The 17,203-nt window shown below is 69.4% G+C and carries 18 protein-coding genes; 10 read left to right on the top strand and 8 right to left on the bottom strand.

Annotated features, from left to right (window positions below; genetic code table 11):
• The first annotated feature begins 42 nt into the window (after positions 1 to 42).
• Positions 43 to 411 carry a hypothetical protein gene (locus F0U63_RS14520; RefSeq protein ID WP_395846499.1) on the top strand — a complete coding sequence of 123 codons (369 nt, stop codon included), beginning with the start codon at positions 43 to 45 and terminating at the stop codon, positions 409 to 411.
• On the opposite strand, the gene F0U63_RS14525 is transcribed toward F0U63_RS14520, so the two are convergent.
• From F0U63_RS14525 to F0U63_RS14535, 3 genes are read right to left on the bottom strand one after another with little or no spacing between them, the layout of a single operon-like run.
• Positions 401 to 1,303 (bottom strand): DUF3108 domain-containing protein, encoded by a 903-nt coding sequence (locus F0U63_RS14525; protein WP_395846500.1) that lies wholly within the window; start codon positions 1,301 to 1,303, stop codon positions 401 to 403. The genes F0U63_RS14520 and F0U63_RS14525 overlap by 11 nt on opposite strands.
• Positions 1,304 to 1,334: 31 nt before the next feature.
• On the bottom strand, positions 1,335 to 3,014 hold the full coding sequence (locus tag F0U63_RS14530) for a DUF4091 domain-containing protein (protein ID WP_395846501.1): 1,680 nt from the start codon (positions 3,012 to 3,014) through the stop codon (positions 1,335 to 1,337).
• A gap of 35 nt (positions 3,015 to 3,049) precedes the next feature.
• Positions 3,050 to 3,865: a DUF3108 domain-containing protein gene (locus F0U63_RS14535; protein WP_395846502.1), complete on the bottom strand. Its 816-nt coding sequence runs from the start codon at positions 3,863 to 3,865 to the stop codon at positions 3,050 to 3,052.
• Positions 3,866 to 4,177: 312 nt separating this feature from the next.
• Here F0U63_RS14535 and F0U63_RS14540 point away from each other — a divergent pair, with 312 nt between their 5' ends.
• Positions 4,178 to 4,384, top strand: coding sequence for a hypothetical protein (locus F0U63_RS14540; RefSeq protein ID WP_395846503.1), 207 nt, complete (start codon positions 4,178 to 4,180; stop codon positions 4,382 to 4,384).
• 13 nt (positions 4,385 to 4,397) lie between these two features.
• On the opposite strand, the gene F0U63_RS14545 is transcribed toward F0U63_RS14540, so the two are convergent.
• Positions 4,398 to 5,063, bottom strand: a complete 666-nt coding sequence (locus F0U63_RS14545; RefSeq protein ID WP_395846504.1) for a YggS family pyridoxal phosphate-dependent enzyme — start codon at positions 5,061 to 5,063, stop codon at positions 4,398 to 4,400.
• Positions 5,060 to 5,659: a Maf family protein gene (locus tag F0U63_RS14550; RefSeq protein ID WP_395846505.1), complete on the bottom strand. Its 600-nt coding sequence runs from the start codon at positions 5,657 to 5,659 to the stop codon at positions 5,060 to 5,062. Before F0U63_RS14550 ends, F0U63_RS14545 begins: the two co-directional genes overlap by 4 nt.
• 45 nt (positions 5,660 to 5,704) lie before the next feature.
• On the opposite strand from F0U63_RS14550, the gene F0U63_RS14555 reads away from it, so the two are divergent.
• On the top strand, positions 5,705 to 6,787 hold the full coding sequence (locus tag F0U63_RS14555; RefSeq protein ID WP_395846506.1) for a diguanylate cyclase: 1,083 nt from the start codon (positions 5,705 to 5,707) through the stop codon (positions 6,785 to 6,787).
• A 66-nt stretch (positions 6,788 to 6,853) separates the two neighbouring features.
• On the opposite strand, the gene F0U63_RS14560 is transcribed toward F0U63_RS14555, so the two are convergent.
• The gene (locus F0U63_RS14560; RefSeq protein WP_395846507.1) at positions 6,854 to 8,419 is read right to left on the bottom strand and encodes a SurA N-terminal domain-containing protein; all 1,566 of its coding nucleotides are present in this window, start codon (positions 8,417 to 8,419) and stop codon (positions 6,854 to 6,856) included.
• Between the two features lie 233 nt (positions 8,420 to 8,652).
• On the opposite strand from F0U63_RS14560, the gene mreC reads away from it, so the two are divergent.
• Genes mreC through rodA form a run of 4 tightly spaced genes read left to right on the top strand, consistent with a single transcriptional unit; the run spans position 8,653 to position 13,178 of the window.
• On the top strand, positions 8,653 to 9,516 hold the full coding sequence (gene mreC, locus F0U63_RS14565; protein ID WP_395846508.1) for a rod shape-determining protein MreC: 864 nt from the start codon (positions 8,653 to 8,655) through the stop codon (positions 9,514 to 9,516).
• A complete protein-coding gene (locus F0U63_RS14570; RefSeq protein ID WP_395846509.1) occupies positions 9,513 to 10,019 on the top strand; it encodes a hypothetical protein in 507 nt (168 codons plus the stop codon). Before mreC ends, F0U63_RS14570 begins: the two co-directional genes overlap by 4 nt.
• Positions 10,016 to 12,043 (top strand): penicillin-binding protein 2, encoded by a 2,028-nt coding sequence (mrdA, locus tag F0U63_RS14575; protein WP_395846510.1) that lies wholly within the window; start codon positions 10,016 to 10,018, stop codon positions 12,041 to 12,043. Before F0U63_RS14570 ends, mrdA begins: the two co-directional genes overlap by 4 nt.
• Complete coding sequence (rodA, locus tag F0U63_RS14580; protein ID WP_395846511.1) at positions 12,027 to 13,178, top strand: rod shape-determining protein RodA; 1,152 nt, start codon at positions 12,027 to 12,029, stop codon at positions 13,176 to 13,178. The genes mrdA and rodA overlap by 17 nt, the downstream gene beginning before the upstream one ends.
• Before the next feature lies 1 nt (position 13,179).
• Here rodA and mgtE read toward each other — a convergent pair whose 3' ends face one another.
• Complete coding sequence (mgtE, locus tag F0U63_RS14585) at positions 13,180 to 14,559, bottom strand: magnesium transporter (protein ID WP_395846512.1); 1,380 nt, start codon at positions 14,557 to 14,559, stop codon at positions 13,180 to 13,182.
• Between the two features lie 94 nt (positions 14,560 to 14,653).
• On the opposite strand from mgtE, the gene F0U63_RS14590 reads away from it, so the two are divergent.
• A complete protein-coding gene (locus F0U63_RS14590; RefSeq protein WP_395846513.1) occupies positions 14,654 to 15,397 on the top strand; it encodes a PilZ domain-containing protein in 744 nt (247 codons plus the stop codon).
• 63 nt (positions 15,398 to 15,460) lie between these two features.
• Here F0U63_RS14590 and trxA read toward each other — a convergent pair whose 3' ends face one another.
• Positions 15,461 to 15,790 (bottom strand): thioredoxin, encoded by a 330-nt coding sequence (gene trxA, locus F0U63_RS14595; RefSeq protein WP_395846514.1) that lies wholly within the window; start codon positions 15,788 to 15,790, stop codon positions 15,461 to 15,463.
• A gap of 200 nt (positions 15,791 to 15,990) precedes the next feature.
• Here trxA and F0U63_RS14600 point away from each other — a divergent pair, with 200 nt between their 5' ends.
• Together F0U63_RS14600 and F0U63_RS14605 are read left to right on the top strand one after the other, a co-directional pair.
• Positions 15,991 to 16,362, top strand: a complete 372-nt coding sequence (locus F0U63_RS14600; RefSeq protein WP_395846515.1) for a hypothetical protein — start codon at positions 15,991 to 15,993, stop codon at positions 16,360 to 16,362.
• Between the two features lie 30 nt (positions 16,363 to 16,392).
• The gene (locus F0U63_RS14605) at positions 16,393 to 17,202 is read left to right on the top strand and encodes an inner membrane protein YpjD (protein WP_002625107.1); all 810 of its coding nucleotides are present in this window, start codon (positions 16,393 to 16,395) and stop codon (positions 17,200 to 17,202) included.
• The last annotated feature ends 1 nt before the right edge of the window (position 17,203 follow it).

Raw genomic sequence — 17,203 nt, forward strand, 5'->3', positions numbered from 1 at the left:
CGAAAAATTGACCCCTCGCTACGGACCTGTAGCGTGCCGCACATGACGACACCCGCTCTTACACGTGGTGCCGCTCCCGCGAAGCTGCGCCGCGTGGGGGCGGATCCGCTCCGCCAGTCCATGCTGTACCTGGCCCACCTGCTGCCCGAGCGGGCCGATGCCACCGTGATGATGGACTTCCTGGAGGACGATCTGCGCGAGGGGCTCGACGCGCTGAGCGACGTCGAGGAGCACTTCGCGGAGCTGCTCGCGGCGCTCCGGCCAGACGCCGTCTGCCCGAGGGGATTGATCGAGGCGGGGGATGATCTGCTCGTGCAGGAGCGGCTGGAACTGCTGATGGACGTGGTGATGCGCCTGCGCCGCCGGCTGTCGCAGGCGGCGGGACTGATGCGTCAGACGCCTACCACTTGAGGGCTTCCTTGCCCTGGGACTGCCGCGCCTGTTCGCCCGGACGGGAGAACGAGGTGAGCGTGGCGCGCACGGCACCCAGGTCGATGCTGCCCACGGCCGCGAGCGGCAGGCGGCGCGCGTCGTCGGAGATCCACACGTGCACCTCGCGTGACTGCGAGGGCTTGTCCAGGCGCACCGCGGTGCCCGACAGGTGCCAGGCCTCGAACTCACCCAGGGGCATGGACACGTGCTCGCGCTTGAGTACGGTGCCCGCCATGCGCCACATGCGGCGCACCCCGTAGACGTCGAAGCAGACGGGCAGGCCTTCCTTGAGCGGGAGCTGGCGCAGCATGTAGATGGCGCCGGCCACGTCCAGGCCATCGTGCTCGTAGGTGAGGTCGTTGTGGCCCTTCTTGCCCTTGAGCGTGTAGTCCACGCGGACGCTGCGCCGGTTGGGGTTGAAGGCCACCTCCACCGTGCGCCGCACCTCGTTCTCCAGGGCGTCCTCGGTGTAGCGCGAGCTGCGCAGCGTCTTGGGGTGCAGGTAGCTCACGGCGGTGGCATCCACCCGGCGCACCTTGGAGAAGAAGGAGTTGGTCTGCACCTTGATCTGCACGGGCAGCACGCCGTCCTGCTTCTTCTGCACCTGCATGGTCATCTTCCCGGCGGTGGCGCCCATGGCGTCGAGGTCGAAGTCGAGCAGCTCGCCGGGAGCGAACGCCATGGGGCTGCGCGGCTGGGGCAGGACCTGAGCGCAGCGCGGCACGGAGACCGGAGCCGCGGGAGCCGCCGGGGCCGCCGTCACCGGTTGAGCCTTGTGTTCCTCGGGGCCGTCCGTGTCCGGAATCTGGGCCCAGGCCGCGGAGGAGAAGCACAGCAGCAGGGGGGCGAGGGCGGTACGCATGGGGTTCATCCTTGCTTCTCCAGGTGAGGGGGCTCCAACGTCACTTTGGATGGACGCCTGAACGCTTCGCTTCTTCAGCCGCGTTCCAGCGCTGGCGCAAGCGCGCCGTCATCTCGCGGCGCACCTGCTCCCATCGGCCGCCATTCAACTCCACCTCGTACCCCGAGCGGGTGAGCCGTCGTGCGGCCTCGCGGGCGAAGGCGCGCTCCCCGAGCGACTCCAGGAGCTGGAGGTACTCATAGTCCTCCAGCCCATCGCGCAGGTGCTTGAGGCGCAGGGACACCACCGGCTGGTGGCGGGAGAGGCCCGTGTGCGCCGGAGTGCCCGGGTAGAAGAAGGTGCCGTCGCCGTTGCCGCCGAACTCGAACACGTCCTTCCAGGGGTCCCTCGTGTTGTAGGCGAAGACGGTGTCGAAATAGAGCTCGCCGTCCACGCCGGAGAGGAAGGCCAGCGGCCCCATGGCGCGGTTGAGCGGGGCGGGGTGATCCACCATGTACGAGGCCCAGCCGCTGTAGGCCTTCTCCGTGGCGGAGTCCTTGGCGGGGCCTCCCGTGCAGCCGTGCGAGTTGCAGCTCTGGTACCACCACACCTTCACGTTGGGCGCGAGCTTGCCGCGCAGGGTCTGCAACGGGACGACGTTGCGGCACGTCTGGGGGCCGGGGCGGGGGAAGAAGCAGTTGAGGGTGGGGGCGAGGATGTCCGCCGAGCCGCGCAGGGCTTCGTCCAGGGGCGAGGTGACGAGCACCGGCACGTCCTTGCCGGCCGTGCGCACGCGCAGGGCCTGGGCGCGCACGAGCGGCACGTCCTCGGGCTTGGGCTCGTCCTTGGCATAGAAGAAGAGCTGGGCGGGCCAGCCCTTGTCCCTGGCGTGCTCGGCGAAGGCCCGGTAGTACGCGGCCTTCTGCTCGTCGGTGCGGGCGGCCTTCGAGTCGCGCACGTCCACGGTGGTGAAGCGCGCGCCCGAGGGCAGCGCCGAGCCGTCGAGGAAGGGTCCCACCTCGGCGTCATAGGCGCGGAAGTCCAGCACCGCGCGGCCCTCCTCGAAGCGTACCGGCGGGGGCTCCATGCTCATGCCGTGGGCACTGACGCGGTGGGCGAGCAACGCCGCCACGTAGTCGCGCAGCAGCGTCTGGGCCTCGGGCGACTCGGGCTTGAGTCCGTGGCCCTTGGCGATGCTGTAGAGCGAGATGCCGAAGCTGTTGGGCAGCGAGGAGGTGGTGGGCAGGACGAAGGGCTGCACCTCGGCGGTGAAGGGCACGCTCGCCGCGGGCGCGCCCTCCATCTCCAGCTTCAGCGCGCCCTGATAGGTGCCGGGCCGCTGGGCCTTGGGCGCGCACAGCTCCACGTAGAGCACCAGGGGCGCCTGGGTGTCCTTCCGGGGTGCCTCCACCGGAACGAGCGGGTCCGGCCATGCGCCCGTGCCACCCTGGGAGTTGGAGGGCGTCTTCACCTCCAGGAAGTCCTCGCGCCACACCGAGGCCTCCAGGGGTGTGCCCGGTCCCCGCAGCGCGAGCGGCGCCACCTGGACGCGCGAGACGCCGGGCGGCAGCACCACCTGGGCCCCCTCGCATTCTCCCCGCGCGAGGCTCAATCGGGCTTCCTTCTCACCCGGGATGGACACTCCCGGCCGCACCTTCTCCAGGGCCGACACCACCCGTGGCGCGGGCGCCACGGTCATCATCCCCGCCAACCACCAACCCACCATCCCCACTGCCGCCATGTCACCCCTCGGTTCGCGGCCGCCGGCGTGCCGCGCTAGATGCCGTTCTTGGCCGTCACCGCCGGCGCTGGCGTGACGACCTTGCCCTGCTTGTAGTCCTGCAGTTCCGCCACCACGGCGCCCAGGGCGAGATCCGCCTCGATGCGCACGGGCAGGTGCCGCGCGTCCGCCGTCAGCCACGCCACCATGTCGCGCTTGGAGGCCAGGTTGCCGGAGAACTCGGTGTACACGCGCAGCCGCAACACCTCCTGGCGCCCCTGCGCCGTGGTGAGCGTTTCCTTCGCTTCCACCTTCGCCTTCATCACGAAGTTCTTCGAGCCGGTGAAGACGGGATAGGCGTACTCCTTGCCCACCTCCAACACGCGGTTGCGCAGCGCGAAGGTCGCCCCGGTCACGTCGAGCGCGCCCTCGAGCACCTCGAGGTTCTTCTCCGTGGGGCTCTCGCCTTCCTTCTGCTTCACTACCTGGGCGCTCTTGCCGTCATCGCTGAGCTTCACGCGCACGCGGCGGCGCTTGTGGTTCTGGTCCTCGTGCATGTCCGAGCCCAGCACCCGCTGCGAGTTGAAGTCCCAGTAGGAGACGTACTTGTCCTTGACGGGCCACACGCCCGCCACCGCGTCCGACTTCGCCAGCGACACGATGGGCCACACGTCCTTGCCCCACTGCCGCATGGGCGCTCCCACCGTCACCTGCGCCGAGCCCGCCGTCATCCCCAGGTAGTGCACCCGGTAACTCGCCTGTTCACCGGGGCCGAACGCGGACACGCCCGCCGTCCCCTGGGCCAACGCCCCTCCCGCTCCCAGGAGGCTCAACAGCACGCCGCTGAACACTCCCTTGAACTGCTGATGCATCTGATGGCTCCTGGCTCGGTAACCCCGACACCTGGCCAGTCGGCAGGTGCGGAAGGTAGGTAGCGGTATCCTGGCATGGCAACGCCTCGTCACCAGTCCGCCCGCCGGCTGATTCCTCGTGGACGAATCGCCGGTGCCGCCATTCAATCCCGGATTGGTCCGGCCGTGTGCGTCTCACGCGGAGAGTGTGAGTTCCTGGCGGCACAGCTTCCGGCCAGCCAGGCCTCCCTCTCCACCCGCCTGCCTCCCGAGGCGTGCCGCTCGGGCTCGCCGGGCTGCTAACGTCGCCCAGGCTGGCCCAGGAGGGACGCGATGCCGCTGGACTACTACGACGACGACGAGGACAAGGCCTCCGCGGGCAAGGGCGCCCGGAAGGACTTCGACTGCCCGGAGTGCTCCGCCAACAACCCGCTCGATGACGCGCTCAAGGACGGGCAGGAAATCCTGTGCAACTACTGCGGCTGCTCCTTCCTGGTGAAGGCCACGGACGAAGGCCGCTTCAAGTTCCGGGAAATCTGAGCCCGCCGCGGCCTCACGCGCGCTCGCCGAAGAGGGCGGTGCCCACCCGCACCAGGGTGGCTCCCTCCTCGATGGCGAGCTCGTAGTCATGGGTGGTCCCCATGGACAGGCCCGGCAGCCCGTGGCGCTGCGCCAGCTCCCTGAGGGCGCGGAAGTAGCCGCGCGCCACCTGCTCGTCTTCGGTGGGCGGTGGCAGCGACATGAGGCCGTCAATCCGCAGCCCGGGCAGGGCGCGCACCGTCTTCAGGAAGGACTCCACCTGCTCGGGGGCGAGGCCACTCTTGCTGGCTTCCCCGCCCACGTTCACCTCCACATGGCAGGGCAGGGGGGCCTCCAGCCGGCGCCGCGACAGCTCCTCGGCCACCTCCAGCCGCTCCAGCGCGTGGTAGGCGTGCGCCGCCTTCGCCACGTACTTCACCTTGTTCGTCTGCAGGGGGCCGATGGCGTGCCAGCGCAGCTCCTTCAGGTCCGCCAGCTCCGCGGCCTTGTCGCGCAGCTCCTGGGCGTAGTTCTCCCCAAAGTCGCGCTGCCCCGCCGCGTACGCCTCGCGGATGAGCGCCGCCGGCTTGAGCTTGGACACGGCCACGAGGGTGACGGACTCGGGCGGCCGGCCCACCCGCGCACACGCCGCCGCCATCCGCTCGCGCACCTCCGTCAGACGCTCCGCGATGCCACTCATGACGCACTCCAAGGAAGGACCACGCCCGCCCGGGCGAGCAACTCGAGTGTCTCGCCCAACGGCAGGCCGATCACGTTGGTGGGGCTCCCCTCCACCGCCGCCACCAGGAAGCCCCCCTTGCCCTGCATGGCGTAGCTGCCCGCCTTGTCCAGCGGCTCCCCCGTCCCCGCATACCAGTCGATTTCACCCGCACTCAGGGTGCGGAAGGTGACGCGGGTACGCACCAGGGTGGAATGATTGTCGCCGGGGCCCGCGAGCGCCACGCCGGTATAGACCTCGTGGGTCCTCCCCGACAGCCGACCCAACATGTCGCGTGCCTCGTCGGCGTCCCGGGGCTTGCCGAGCAGCGCCTCCCCGAGCGACACGGTGGTATCCGCCGCCAGGACCCAGGCGTCCGGATTCCGGAGCGCCACCACGCGGGCCTTCTCCCGCGCCAGCCGCAGCACGTAGGCGCCAGCGGGCTCTCCCTCCTGGGGCGTCTCGTCGATGTCCGCCGCGGAGACCTCGAAGGTGAGGCCGAGCTGGCCGAGCAGCTCGCGCCGCCGCGGCGAGGCGGACGCGAGAACGAGCCGGGTTTGACCCACTGGTGTGTGCATGTTACGGCTCGCCTCTAGCAGAACTGCGCCCTGGAGTGGATCTGGATGAACTCCGCGGAACTCCTCGCGGCCATGACGCGTACGGTGGAGCAACTGGCCGCCTACAACGACATCGCCAAGGCGCTCACCTCGACGCTCGAGCTGCGCGAGGTGCTCAACCTGATGATGGAGAAGATCCGCGGCCTGCTGCGGCCACGCAACTGGTCCCTGCTCCTGCAGGACGAGCGCACCGGCAAGCTCTACTTCGAGATCGCCGTGGGCGAGGGCGCCGAGGTGCTCAAGGGCCTGCAGCTCGCGCCGGGCGAGGGCATCGCCGGCACGGCGTTCGCCACGGGCACGGCCCGGCTGGTGGAGGACGTGTCGCATGACCCGGCCTTCGCCTCGCGCTTCGACGCCGCGTCCACCTTCCGCACCCGCTCCATCGTCGCCGTGCCGCTCATCGCTCGCGGCCAGGTGCTCGGCGTCATCGAGCTGGTCAACGGCGTCATCGACCGGCCCTTCACCCAGGAGGACCTGATGGCGCTCACCGCGATCGCCGACTTCGCGGCCATCGCCATCGAGAACGCGCGCAACTTCCGCCGGGTGCAGGAGCTCACCATCAAGGACGAGCACACGGGCGTCTACAACGCCCGGCACCTGCGCGCCCAGCTCGAGCACGAGGTGCGGCGCTCCCAGCGCTTCCACCACCCGGTGTCCCTCATCTTCCTGGATCTGGACCGCTTCAAGTCCATCAACGACGCCCACGGCCACCTGGTGGGCAGCGCCGTGCTGCGCGAGGTGGGCGAGCTGCTCATGTCCTGCTGCCGGCAGCTCGACTACGTCTTCCGCTATGGCGGCGACGAGTTCGCCCTGCTGCTCGTGGAGACGAGCACGGATGGGGCGGTGACGACCGCCACGCGCATCCGCGATGCCTTCCGCAAGCAGATCTTCCAGCAGGCGGCGGAGCTGGAGCTCCGGGTGACGGCGAGTCTCGGGGTGGCCACCTACCCGGAGCACGCCCTGTCCGCGGTGGACCTCGTGCGGGCGGCGGACTTCGCCATGTACGCCGCCAAGGCCCGGGGCCGCGATGACATCTGCGTCGCCGTGCCCCAGGGGGAGCGGCCGGAGACCATGCTGGGCAAGAAATGAAACAGGGGGCGCTCCCCGGAATGGGAGACGCCCCCTGGGGTGGCGAGCCACGGGGCCCGCCGGGACTCAGCCGCCGGCCACCTGATCGAGCGCGGCGGGGTTGGTCTCCACCTTGCCGCTCTTCTTCAGCGCCTTGATGAAGGAGTCGGCCACCTCGTACTGCTTGGCCTGCTGGGCCTGCTGGCGCAGCTCGTCGCGCTTCTCGGCGAACTTCGCGTCATCCGGCAGCTGGCGCTCGGTCACCTGGGCCACGACGAAGCCATCGCCCACGGGGTAGACCTGATCGAGCACGCTCGGCCCCTGGGTGGCGAACACCGCGGTGAGCAGCTCCGGCGCCGGGCCGAGGTGGGGCACGTTGGGGCTGGCGGCGTTGAAGGTGTCCGTCTGCACCGCCTCCGGACGCGTCTCCTGCTCGAAGCGCAAGAGCGCCGGCTGGCCCTCCTTCTCCGGGGGGAACAGGGCGGTGAGCGTCTGGCCACCCTTCACCGCGGCGAGCGCCTTGTCGGCCTCGGCCCGGGCGAGCTCCTTGGCCTTGTCCTTCTTGTAGAGGGTGGTGGCGATCTCGTCCTGCACCTCCTCGAGCTTCTTGTCCTGCGCCGGCTTCTTCTCCTCCACCTTCACCAGGTGGATGCCGTACTTCGTCTCGACGGGCTGGGTGAGCTTGCCGGGCTCGAGCGCGAAGGCGGCGTTGGCGAGCGCGGGCTCCCAGTTGCCCCGCTCCACCCAGCCCAGGTCCCCACCGCTGGCCTTGGTGCCCGGATCCTCGCTGCTCGTGCTCGCCACCTCGGCGAAGTCCTTGCCGCCCTCGAGCTCCTGGCGCAGCGCCTGGGCGCGCGCGAGCACCTGGGCCTTCTGCTCCGGCGTGGCGTCCGGGGCGAGCTTGAGGAGGATCTGCCGGGCGTGGACGCGCTCGGGCTGCTGGTACACGAAGCGGTTGGCCTCGTAGTACTCCTTGATGGCCTTCTCCTGCGCCTGCTTGAAGGTGCTCAAATCCGCCGGGGTGGGGGCGGGGACCTTGTCGGCGTACATGGAGGGCAGGAAGCGGGCGAACACGACGCGTGCCTGGTTGCCCTCCTTGGCGAAGCGCGTGCGCACCTCGTCATCGGAGACGACCACGCCGGCCTGCACCACGCCCAAGAGCTTCTGCGCCGACAGCCGCTTGCGCAGGTCCTCCTCGTAGTCCGCGGGCGACTGGCGGAAGTAGTCGCGCAGCACCTGCTGGTAGGTGGCGTAGTCGAACTGGCCGTCCTTCTGGAAGTCCGGGCTGCGCTGCAGGATGCGGAGGATCTCCTCGTCCGAGGCGCGCAGGCCCTGGCGCGCGGCGGCCTGGGCGAGCAGCTCCGTGTTCACCAGCCGGTCCAGCACCGTCTGGGGCAGACCGAACTGCCGGGCGACCGCCTCGGTGATCGGCTGGCCCTGCTGGCGCAGGTACTGCAGCTGTCCGGCATACTCGCGGCGGAACTCGTTGATGGGGATTTCCTTGCCGTTGACCACCGCCGCGGCGGCGGGGGCGCCAGCGGGGTTCACGTCGCTGAACCCGTTGCTCCCCGGGCCGAACTGCACGGTGAACACCACCGCGATCGCGATGATGAAGAGGAGCGAGAAGACCTTTCGGAGATCCAAGGAGTCCATGATGCCTTGACCGTTTCCGTGCCTTGAAACGCGCCGATCAGCTCTTCCCGTGGAAGGTTTCGCGGCGCGCGTGTGTTGGGTGCCCGGTTCGGATGGTGGACGTTGTGACGCCCCCCACCGTGAAGCCCTTGACTGCCTAGAGCAACACCCCGGAAAATGCAAGCGATTCAGAGTAGTTAGCGAGCCCCCCGACCCATCCGCCGCCCCCCCTCTCCCACACGGACCTCCACGAAGTGCTGTCGCTTCTCAAGCGCTACCGGACCTTGCTGATCGTGAGTGCCCTCCTGCTCTACCCGTTCGGGGCCTTCCTGACGACGGGGGGCCGACGCGGGCGGGAGCCCAATGTCGTGGATCGGCTCGTCATCGGACTGACCGCCCCCGTGCAGCGGGGGCTCGTGGGGCTCATCGACGGGGTGAAGGCCGTGGTGTTCGGCTACATCGACCTGCGCGAGGTGCGCCAGGAGAACGAGCAGCTGCGCGCGGAGAACCTCCAGTTGAGGGCGAGCGTGCACGCGCTCGGAGAGACGCGGATGGAGAACGAGCGGCTGCGCGGCCTGCTCGCCTACGCCGAGGCGTCGCCCGGGCCGGACATCCCCGCGCGGGTCATCGGGGTGAATCCGGTGGCCAAGCTGCTGTCGGTGCGCATCAACCGGGGCGAGTCGGACGGGGTGTTCCGGGGCATGTCGGTGGTGACGCCGGACGGCATCGTGGGCCAGGTGGTGCGCACGACGGGGGGTTGGGCGGACGTGGCGCTGGTGACGGACGCGCAGAGCCGGGTGGCCGCGCAGGTGCAGCGCTCGCGGGCGCGAGGCACGGCGGCGGGCGCCGGCAAGGGGCCGCTGCAATTGGAGAACATGTTGCGCATCGAGGACGTCCAGGAGGGAGACCTGATCATCACCTCGGGCACGGATGGCGTGTACCCGCCCGGGCTGGTGGTGGGGAAGGTGACGCACCTGGAGAAGACGGAGCACGGCATGTTCCTGGGCGGTGACATCGTGCCCGCGGTGGACACCACGCGGCTGGAAGAGGTGCTCGTGCGCGGCAATCCCTTTGGCTCCAGCGCGCAGGGCGGGGCGGGCGAGGGGGGCGGACGATGAAGTTCCTCGTCACCGTGGCCCTCGCGCTGCTCCTGCTCACCCTGGAGTCGGTGCTGGTGCAGCAGCTCGGCCTGGCCATCAGCCGCATCGACGTGACGGTGGTGCTGGTGGCCTTCCTGGCGCTGCGCGCGAGCCTGCTCGAGGGCGCCTTCTCCTCCTTCGCGGTGGGCTACCTGCTGGACTTGATGAGTGGCCAGCCCACCGGGCTCTTCACCTTCCTGGCCGTCTTCACCTTCCTGGCGGGCAAGCTCGTGGTGCGCCTGACGGACGTGCGCAGCCGCGCGGCCTTCGTCCTCTTCGCCATGGGCGCGGACCTGGGCCACGGGGCCCTGGTGAGCTTCTTCACCTGGCTGACCACCAAGGATGGCTCGGCCTCGGCGCTGCTGCCCGGCCTGCCGCTGCAGGTGACGCTCACGGGCGTGGCGGCCGCGCTGCTCTATCCGCTGCTGCGCCGCTTCGAGGTGTCGCAGGATCGCTCTTCTTCCGCGGGGTTGCTGCGTTGACGCCTTCCACTCTGTCCGAGACGACTCCCGGGCGCGACCTCCGGCATCGCTTCCTCTGGCTGGGTCTGGCCATGGTGGCGGGTCTGACGATGCTCGCCATCCAGCTCTACCGGCTGCAGATCACCCAGGGCGAGGAGTACGCCGCCAAGAGCGTGGCCAACTTCGTCAAGGAAGTGCGGCTGCGCGCCGATCGCGGCCTCATCATGGACCGGCGCGGCACCATCCTCGTGGACAGCCGCCCCTCCTTCGACGCCTTCGTCACCCCGGCCTTCTGCGCCCAGTGCTCCGAGGAGGTGCTGCCCCGCCTGGGAGCGTTGCTCGGGTGGGATGACGCCACGCGCAAGCGCATGGAGGATCAGGTACGCGTGGCGCGCCGCGCGGCGCCCTTCCTGCCGCTGCCCGTGCGCGTGGACCTCACGCGCGACGAGTACGATCGCATCAACGCCCGGCGCGACATCCTCGACGGTGTGGAAGTGGTGCCCGTGCCCCACCGCTACTACCGCACCGGCAGCGTGCTCTCGCACGTGCTCGGGTACATGAATGAAATCAACCCGGACGAGCTGGAGCGCCTGAACGCGGAAGGGGCCCACTACGCCCTGGGTGACTACGTCGGGCGGCGCGGCCTGGAGCGCACCTTCGAGTCCACGCTGATCGGCACCGACGGCGTGCGCAAGGAGGTCGTCAACGCGCGGGGCCGGGTGCTCGAGGAGTTCAACGACAAGCTGGGCGAGGACTCGGTGGTGCCGTCGCGGCCGGGCAACAACCTGGTGCTGTCGCTCGACATGCGCCTGCAGGAGGAGGCCGAGCGCGCGTTTCCGGGCTCGGCGGGCGCCCTGGTGGTGGTGGACGTGAAGACGGGCTTCATCCGCGCGCTGGTGTCGCGCCCGGGCTTCGATCCCAACCTGCTCACCGGCCGCATCACCCCCGCGCAGATGGCGGCCTTGTCGAGGGATCCGCTCCAGCCGATGGTCAACCGCGTCTCGGCCAACCACTTCAGCCCTGGCTCCACCTTCAAGGTCATCTCCACCCTGGCCGCCTACAAGTCGGGCCTGTTCCGGCCGGAGTCGCTGGTGAACTGCACGGGCAGCTACCGGCTGGGCGCGCGCGCCTGGCGCTGCCACAAGGACAGTGGCCATGGGCCGGTCAACGGCAAGACGGCGTTGCAGTACTCGTGCGACTGGTGGTTCTACAAGGTGGCCGACACCATCGGGTTGGATCCCATCGCGGACATGGGCAAGGCCCTGGGCATGGGCACCCCCACGGGCATCGGCGTGCTCGCCGAGGTGCCGGGGATCATGCCCTCCAGCGAGTACCACGACAAGGTGTCCCCCGGGGGCTACACCAAGGGCATGGCGCTCAACAGCGTCATGGGCCAGGGCGACGTGAACGCCACGCCGCTGCAGGTGGCCATGATGTACGCGGCCATCGCCAATGGCGGCACCCTGCTCAAGCCGCAGCTCGTCGAGCGCGTGGAGGGCCTGGACGGCAGGGTGCTCGAGAAGTTCGATCCCCAGGTGGTGCGCACGGTGGAGATCCCCGAGGCGCACCGCAAGGCGGTGATGGAGGCGCTGGTGTCGGTGGTGCAGGAGCCGGGTGGAACGGCCTACCGCTCGTGGCTGCCGTACCGCGAGCGGCTCGCGGGCATCACGGTGGCGGGCAAGACGGGCAGCGCGCAGGTGGCGGCGATCGGCGCGATCCGTCTCAAGGAACACCAGATGGACTTCTTCCAGCGCGACCACGCGTGGTTCGCGGCGGTGGCGCCCGCCAATGATCCGGAGATCGCCGTGGTGGTGCTCAACGAGCACGGAGGCCACGGTGGCGTGGACGCCGCGCCCGCTGGCATGGCGGTCATCACCAAGTACTTCGAGCTGAAGAAGGACGACGCGGCCCATCCGCCGCCTCGCCAGAGCACCCCCTATGTGCCGGGGATGCCCACCGCGCCGGCCCAGGATGGCGCGGCGCTCACCCGGGGCGCGCCCCCGGCCACCGGTGGGACGGGAGGCTCGGATGCAGTTGCGGATTGAGCGGCGCATGCTGCCCCACGTGCCGTGGGGTCTCATCCTGAGCGTGCTCGCGCTGATGGGGCTGGGCATCTTCAACCTGGCCTCGGCCTCGCGCTCGCAGGCCTCGCCGGTGTGGACGAGCCAGGCGGTGTACGCGGGCGTCAGCGTGCTGGCCGCGCTCATCGTGTGCCTGGTGGACTACCGCGTCATCAAGAACCTGGCGCTGCCCATCTACGTGCTCAACATCGCGGCGCTGCTCGCGCTGCGCGTCATCGGCCACAAGGCCAAGGGCGCCGAGAGCTGGTTCGTGCTCGGCCCCATCCGCATCCAGCCCGCGGAGTTCATGAAGATTGGCGTGCTGTTGATGCTCGCCAAGGTCTACCACGACGACTTCAAGCCCGGAGACGGCTCCTATGGCCTCAAGCGCCTGGTGAAGCCGGTGCTCGTCGTCATGGTGCCCACCGCGCTGGTGCTGGTGCAGCCGGACCTGGGCACCGCGCTGATGATCCTCCTGTCCTCGGCGACGGTCATCCTGTTCGGCAAGGTGCGCTGGTACCTGGTGGCGGTGCTGCTGGTGGGCTTCTTCGCCGTCGCGGGCATCATCTGGAACGACTACGTGCGGGACGTGCCCGAGCCGCGCACCACGGTCGTGCGGCACCTGCTCAAGCCGCACCAGAGCAAGCGCATCTCCGGGTGGTTGGATCCCGAGTCGGATCTGCGCGGCAGCGGCTACCACGCGGCCCAGTCGAAGATCGCCGTGGGCTCCGGAGGGCTGCACGGCAAGGGGTGGAAGGAGGGGACCCAGACGGGCCTGTCCTTCCTGCCCGAGCAGCACACGGACTTCATCTTCTCCGTGTGGGCCGAGGAGCACGGCTTCGTCAAATGCGTGATGCTGCTGGTGCTCTACGGCTTGCTGTTCATCTTCGGGCTGGGCGTGGGGTTCACCGCGCGAGACCGCTTCGGCGCCTTCGTGGCCGTGGGCGTCGTGTCGATGATCTTCTGGCAGGTGTTCGAGAACATCGGCATGGTCATCGGCCTGTTGCCGGTGACGGGCATCACCCTGCCGCTGCTCAGCTACGGCGGCTCCTCGCTGGTGAGCGTCATGCTGTGCATCGGGCTGCTGGTGAACGTCAGCATGCGCCGCCACATGTTCTGACCTACAGCACGCGGCCGGAGAGGATGAGCGTGGCCACGGTGAAGTAGATGACGACGCCGGTGACGTCCACCAGCGTGGCCACGAAGGGCGCGGACGCGGTGGCGGGATCCAACCCGAGCCGCCGCAAGAGGAAGGGCAGCATCGAGCCGCACAGCGTGCCGAACGTCACCACGCCCACCACGCTCAGGCCCACCGCCGCGCCCACCCAGGCGAAGTGCGGCCCGTAGAGCGACTCGTGCTCGGGCCACACGAGGATGCGCAGGAAGCCCAGGGCCCCGAGGAACACGCCCAGCGCCACACCACTGGTGATTTCCCGCGCGGCGACCTTCCACCAGTGATGCAACTCCACGTCGCGCACCGCCAGCGCGCGGATGATGAGCGAGGTGGCCTGGGAGCCCGAGTTGCCGCCCGAGGAGATGATGAGCGGCACGAAGGTGCCGAGGAACACCGCCTGGGCGATGGCGTCCTGGTAGTGCGCCATGGCGGTGGCGGTGAACATCTGCCCCACGAAGAGCACCGTCAGCCACCCCACGCGCTTCTGCAACATGCCCAGGATGCCGATGTCCAGGTAGGGCGCCTCCAGGGCCTCCATACCGCCGATGCGCTGGATGTCCTCGGTGGCCTCCTCCTCGGCCGCGTCCAGCACGTCGTCCACCGTGATGATGCCCACCAGCACTCCCCGCGAGTCCGTCACCGGCAGCGCCACCCGGTCGTACTTCTCGAACAGGCTGATGAACTCCTCGCGGTCCGCCGTGGCCGGGATGCTCACGAGCTGCCGATCATGGATGTCCGTCACGGGCGTGGAGGGCTCCGCGAGCACCAGCGACGCGAGCCGTACGTCGTCCAGGAGCCGGCCCTTCTCGTCCACGATGTAGAGCACCGCCAGCGTCTCGCGGCCCTGCCCGTGGGTGCGCACGTACTGGAGTGCCTCCCCCGCGGTGAGGTTGCCCGGCAGCGTGAGGTACTCGGGCGTCATGTAGCGCCCGGCGCTCTTCTCCGGATAGCCCAAGAGGGTGCGCGCCAGCTTGAGCTGCTCGGGCGACAGCGAGGTGAGGATCCGCTTGGTCACCTCCGCCGGCAGCTCCTCCAACAGGCGCGTGCGATCATCCGGCGCCATCTCGTCGAGCAGGTTCTTGAGCTGCTCGCGGCCCAGCGTGTCGACGATCTCCGTCTGCTGCGAGGGCGGCAGGTACTCGAACACCAGCGCCGCCGAGTCCCGCGGCAGCAGCCGGAAGAGGATGCCGCTCTCGTCCGCGGGGAGATCCTCGATCACCTCGGCCATGTCCGCCGGGTCCATGTCCGAGAACGCATCGCGCAACGCGTTCCAGTCCTTGGCGGCGATGAGCGAGTCGAACTCGGGCTTCAGGAGGTTTCCCAACATCTCAAGACTCCACGCGCGGACGAGGTGGCGCATGGTGTATGAATCCCGGCGCCGGGGGTATGCAAATCTGTCCGGTTCCCCCAGGAGGTAGAAGATGGATCGCAAGGGCTCGCGAAAGAAGGTTCCTGCCCAGGCCGTGGTTCCCGAGCGACCGGCGGCCGCCCCGCCGCCCCCCGTGGTCCGGCCCGAGCCGCCGCGCGTGGCGGTGCCTCCCCGGTCCGCGCCCCGCGCGGAGCCGCTCGGGCGTCCCGTGTCCCCTCCGCCTCCCGCGCGTCCCGCGTCTCCCTTCCGCTTCTCGTCCAATCCCGTCACCACCCGCATCCCCTCCGCCCCCATCATCGGGGTGGGGAGCGAGGAGGAGGTGGAGCACCGGCGCTTTCCCCGCGCGCAGCTCGCCACGAGCTTCGAGTTGTGGATCGACGAGGAGGGAGAGCGGCGCTTCACGGCCACCCTGCGCTCGGTGAACGTGAGCGTGGGCGGCGCCTTCCTGGAGAGCACCTTCTTCCTGCCCCTGTCCACGGAGCTGAGGGTGCGCTTCTCCCTGGCGCCCGGGGCCGCGCCCGTGGAGGCCCGGGCCCTGGTGGTGCGCGAGCAACGGCCGCACGGGGACGAGACGCCCTCGGGCTTCGGCATCCACTTCGAGGAGTTCTACGGCCAGACGGAGGTGGCGCTGGCGCGGCTCTTCCTGGATCTGCGGCTGCGCGCGTTCGCGGAGGAGTACCTCGCCTCGCCCCGGGCCCGGGGGCTGTCCGACGGACTGGAGCGGGTGGTGGACGCACTCGCCGCGTGGGAGCTGCTCAAGGCCCACACGTCCACGGACATGTGGCGGGGCGAGTGAGCCGCCCGCGCGGAGCCCCGAAGGCAAGCCCAGGGGGATGCTCCGCGCGGAGAACGGCGGGAACTACAGGGCCTTCTTCACGGCCTCTTCGATCTTCGACCGGGGCACGGAGCCGACGATCTGATCCACCACCTTGCCGCCCTTGAAGACGAGCAGGGTGGGGATGGAGCGGATGCCGTACTGCTGCGGGGTGTCCTGGTTCTGGTCGATGTCGATCTTGGCCACCTTGAGCTGGCCCTTGTACTGGGTCGCCAGCGCGTCGATGGCGGGCGCGATGGCGCGGCACGGGGCGCACCACGTGGCCCAGAAATCCACCAGCACGGGCTGGCTGGACTCCAGCACTTCCTTCTTGAAATCCCCATCTCCAACCGTCAACACGTCAGCGCCTGCCATGGTGTCTCCTCTCGCTCGTGGGCCGCTTCGGCTGGCGCGTCCTCTAATACGCGCCTACCTGGCCTGCAAGCATGGGACCTCGCCGGGTCCATTGCCTGCCTACGTAGATGCGGACGGGGCTCGGACGTCGCACCTCCATCCGCTCCCGTGTGGTAGTTGGCACTTCGGCCCGGGGCCGGGCGGTGTAGAATGGGACCTTCATGAAGCTCTTCCTTCCCCAGACCCAGCTCGAGGAGTGGGCGCTGGAAGACAAAGCGGACGTCAAGGACGGGGTCCTGGTGGTGACGGGTGAGACGGGCGTGTACCCGGTGGTGCCCGCCGTCCACATCGTCCAGTTGGTCACGGGCGAGGACACCAACCGCCTGGTGTCCAAGGTGAAGACGGAGGAGCAGCTTGAGTCCCTGGGGGCCGAGCAGATGGCCGACTCCGTGTTGCTTGGAGAGACGGCATATGAGGTGGTTCCCGGTTATGTAGCCGAGGTGCCATCCCCTTCGGATGCCTCCTCGGAGGACAGCAAGGCAGGCTCGGAGACGGACCTGCTCGCCGCGTTTCTTTTGAACAAGATGGGCTGACGCGCTCAGTCCAGTGGGTTGTTAGCCGCCATGAACCACGCGTTGGTCTCACTCGCCTGCCACGCCTATGTCGTCGCGGCGCTCGTCTATCTGGTGTACCTCGTCCGGCAATGGGAAGCGCTGGCGACCGCGGGCCGCGTGCTCGTGGGCACCGGTCTGGTCCTGCACGGTGTGGCCCTCTTCGGGCTCTTCGGTGCCCAGGGCGGCCGTCCGGTGGGAATGGCCCAGGGCTTCTCCACCTTCGCCTTCCTGCTGCTGGCCATCTTCCTGGTGGTGGATGTGCGCTACCGGCGGCCGGTGATGGGCGCCTTCATCACCCCCCTGGCGGTGGCGGTGCTCCTGCCGGGGCTGTTGCTGGATGGAGGCACGCCCCTGCCGCCGTACGTGCAGCGGCCCCTGTTGCCCGTGCACATCACCATCGCCCTGCTGGGCGTGGCCGCCTCGGCGGTGGCCGCGGGCGTGGCGGGCATGTACCTGCTCATGGAGCGGCAGGTGAAGGGCAAGCGCTTTGGCCTGCTCTTCGCGCGCCTGCCCTCGCTCGAGTTCCTCGACACCCTCAACCGCCAGCTCGTGGTGGTGGGCTTCATCGCGCTGTCCGTGACGCTGGTGACCGGGGCCTTCTTCTCCAGCGCGGCGCCGGGCTTCGTCTGGTCCTGGCAGTCCAAGCAGATCGCCACCCTGGTGGCCTGGGTCGTCTTCGCCGCGCTCGTGAGCGCGCGCTCCTTCGGGGGCTGGCGGGGCCGGCGTGTCGCGCTGCTCACCATGACGGGGTTTGGCTTGTTGCTGCTGTGTTTCCTGTCGTCGTACGACTTCACGCACGTGGGTGGAGGCTGGCGCTAGC

The sequence above is a fragment of the Cystobacter fuscus genome (assembly GCF_044360685.1).
GTDB classification, from domain to species: Bacteria; Myxococcota; Myxococcia; order Myxococcales; family Myxococcaceae; genus Cystobacter; species Cystobacter fuscus_C.

Coding starts and splice junctions, on each gene's coding strand:
- F0U63_RS14520 (WP_395846499.1), top strand. CDS start 43: ATGACGACACCCGCTCTTACACGTGGTGCCGCTCCCGCGAAGCTGCGC.
- F0U63_RS14525 (WP_395846500.1), bottom strand. CDS start 1,303: ATGAACCCCATGCGTACCGCCCTCGCCCCCCTGCTGCTGTGCTTCTCC.
- F0U63_RS14530 (WP_395846501.1), bottom strand. CDS start 3,014: ATGGCGGCAGTGGGGATGGTGGGTTGGTGGTTGGCGGGGATGATGACC.
- F0U63_RS14535 (WP_395846502.1), bottom strand. CDS start 3,865: ATGCATCAGCAGTTCAAGGGAGTGTTCAGCGGCGTGCTGTTGAGCCTC.
- F0U63_RS14540 (WP_395846503.1), top strand. CDS start 4,178: ATGCCGCTGGACTACTACGACGACGACGAGGACAAGGCCTCCGCGGGC.
- F0U63_RS14545 (WP_395846504.1), bottom strand. CDS start 5,063: ATGAGTGGCATCGCGGAGCGTCTGACGGAGGTGCGCGAGCGGATGGCG.
- F0U63_RS14550 (WP_395846505.1), bottom strand. CDS start 5,659: ATGCACACACCAGTGGGTCAAACCCGGCTCGTTCTCGCGTCCGCCTCG.
- F0U63_RS14555 (WP_395846506.1), top strand. CDS start 5,705: ATGAACTCCGCGGAACTCCTCGCGGCCATGACGCGTACGGTGGAGCAA.
- F0U63_RS14560 (WP_395846507.1), bottom strand. CDS start 8,419: ATGGACTCCTTGGATCTCCGAAAGGTCTTCTCGCTCCTCTTCATCATC.
- F0U63_RS14570 (WP_395846509.1), top strand. CDS start 9,513: ATGAAGTTCCTCGTCACCGTGGCCCTCGCGCTGCTCCTGCTCACCCTG.
- rodA (WP_395846511.1), top strand. CDS start 12,027: ATGCAGTTGCGGATTGAGCGGCGCATGCTGCCCCACGTGCCGTGGGGT.
- mgtE (WP_395846512.1), bottom strand. CDS start 14,559: ATGTTGGGAAACCTCCTGAAGCCCGAGTTCGACTCGCTCATCGCCGCC.
- F0U63_RS14590 (WP_395846513.1), top strand. CDS start 14,654: ATGGATCGCAAGGGCTCGCGAAAGAAGGTTCCTGCCCAGGCCGTGGTT.
- trxA (WP_395846514.1), bottom strand. CDS start 15,790: ATGGCAGGCGCTGACGTGTTGACGGTTGGAGATGGGGATTTCAAGAAG.
- F0U63_RS14600 (WP_395846515.1), top strand. CDS start 15,991: ATGAAGCTCTTCCTTCCCCAGACCCAGCTCGAGGAGTGGGCGCTGGAA.
- F0U63_RS14605 (WP_002625107.1), top strand. CDS start 16,393: ATGAACCACGCGTTGGTCTCACTCGCCTGCCACGCCTATGTCGTCGCG.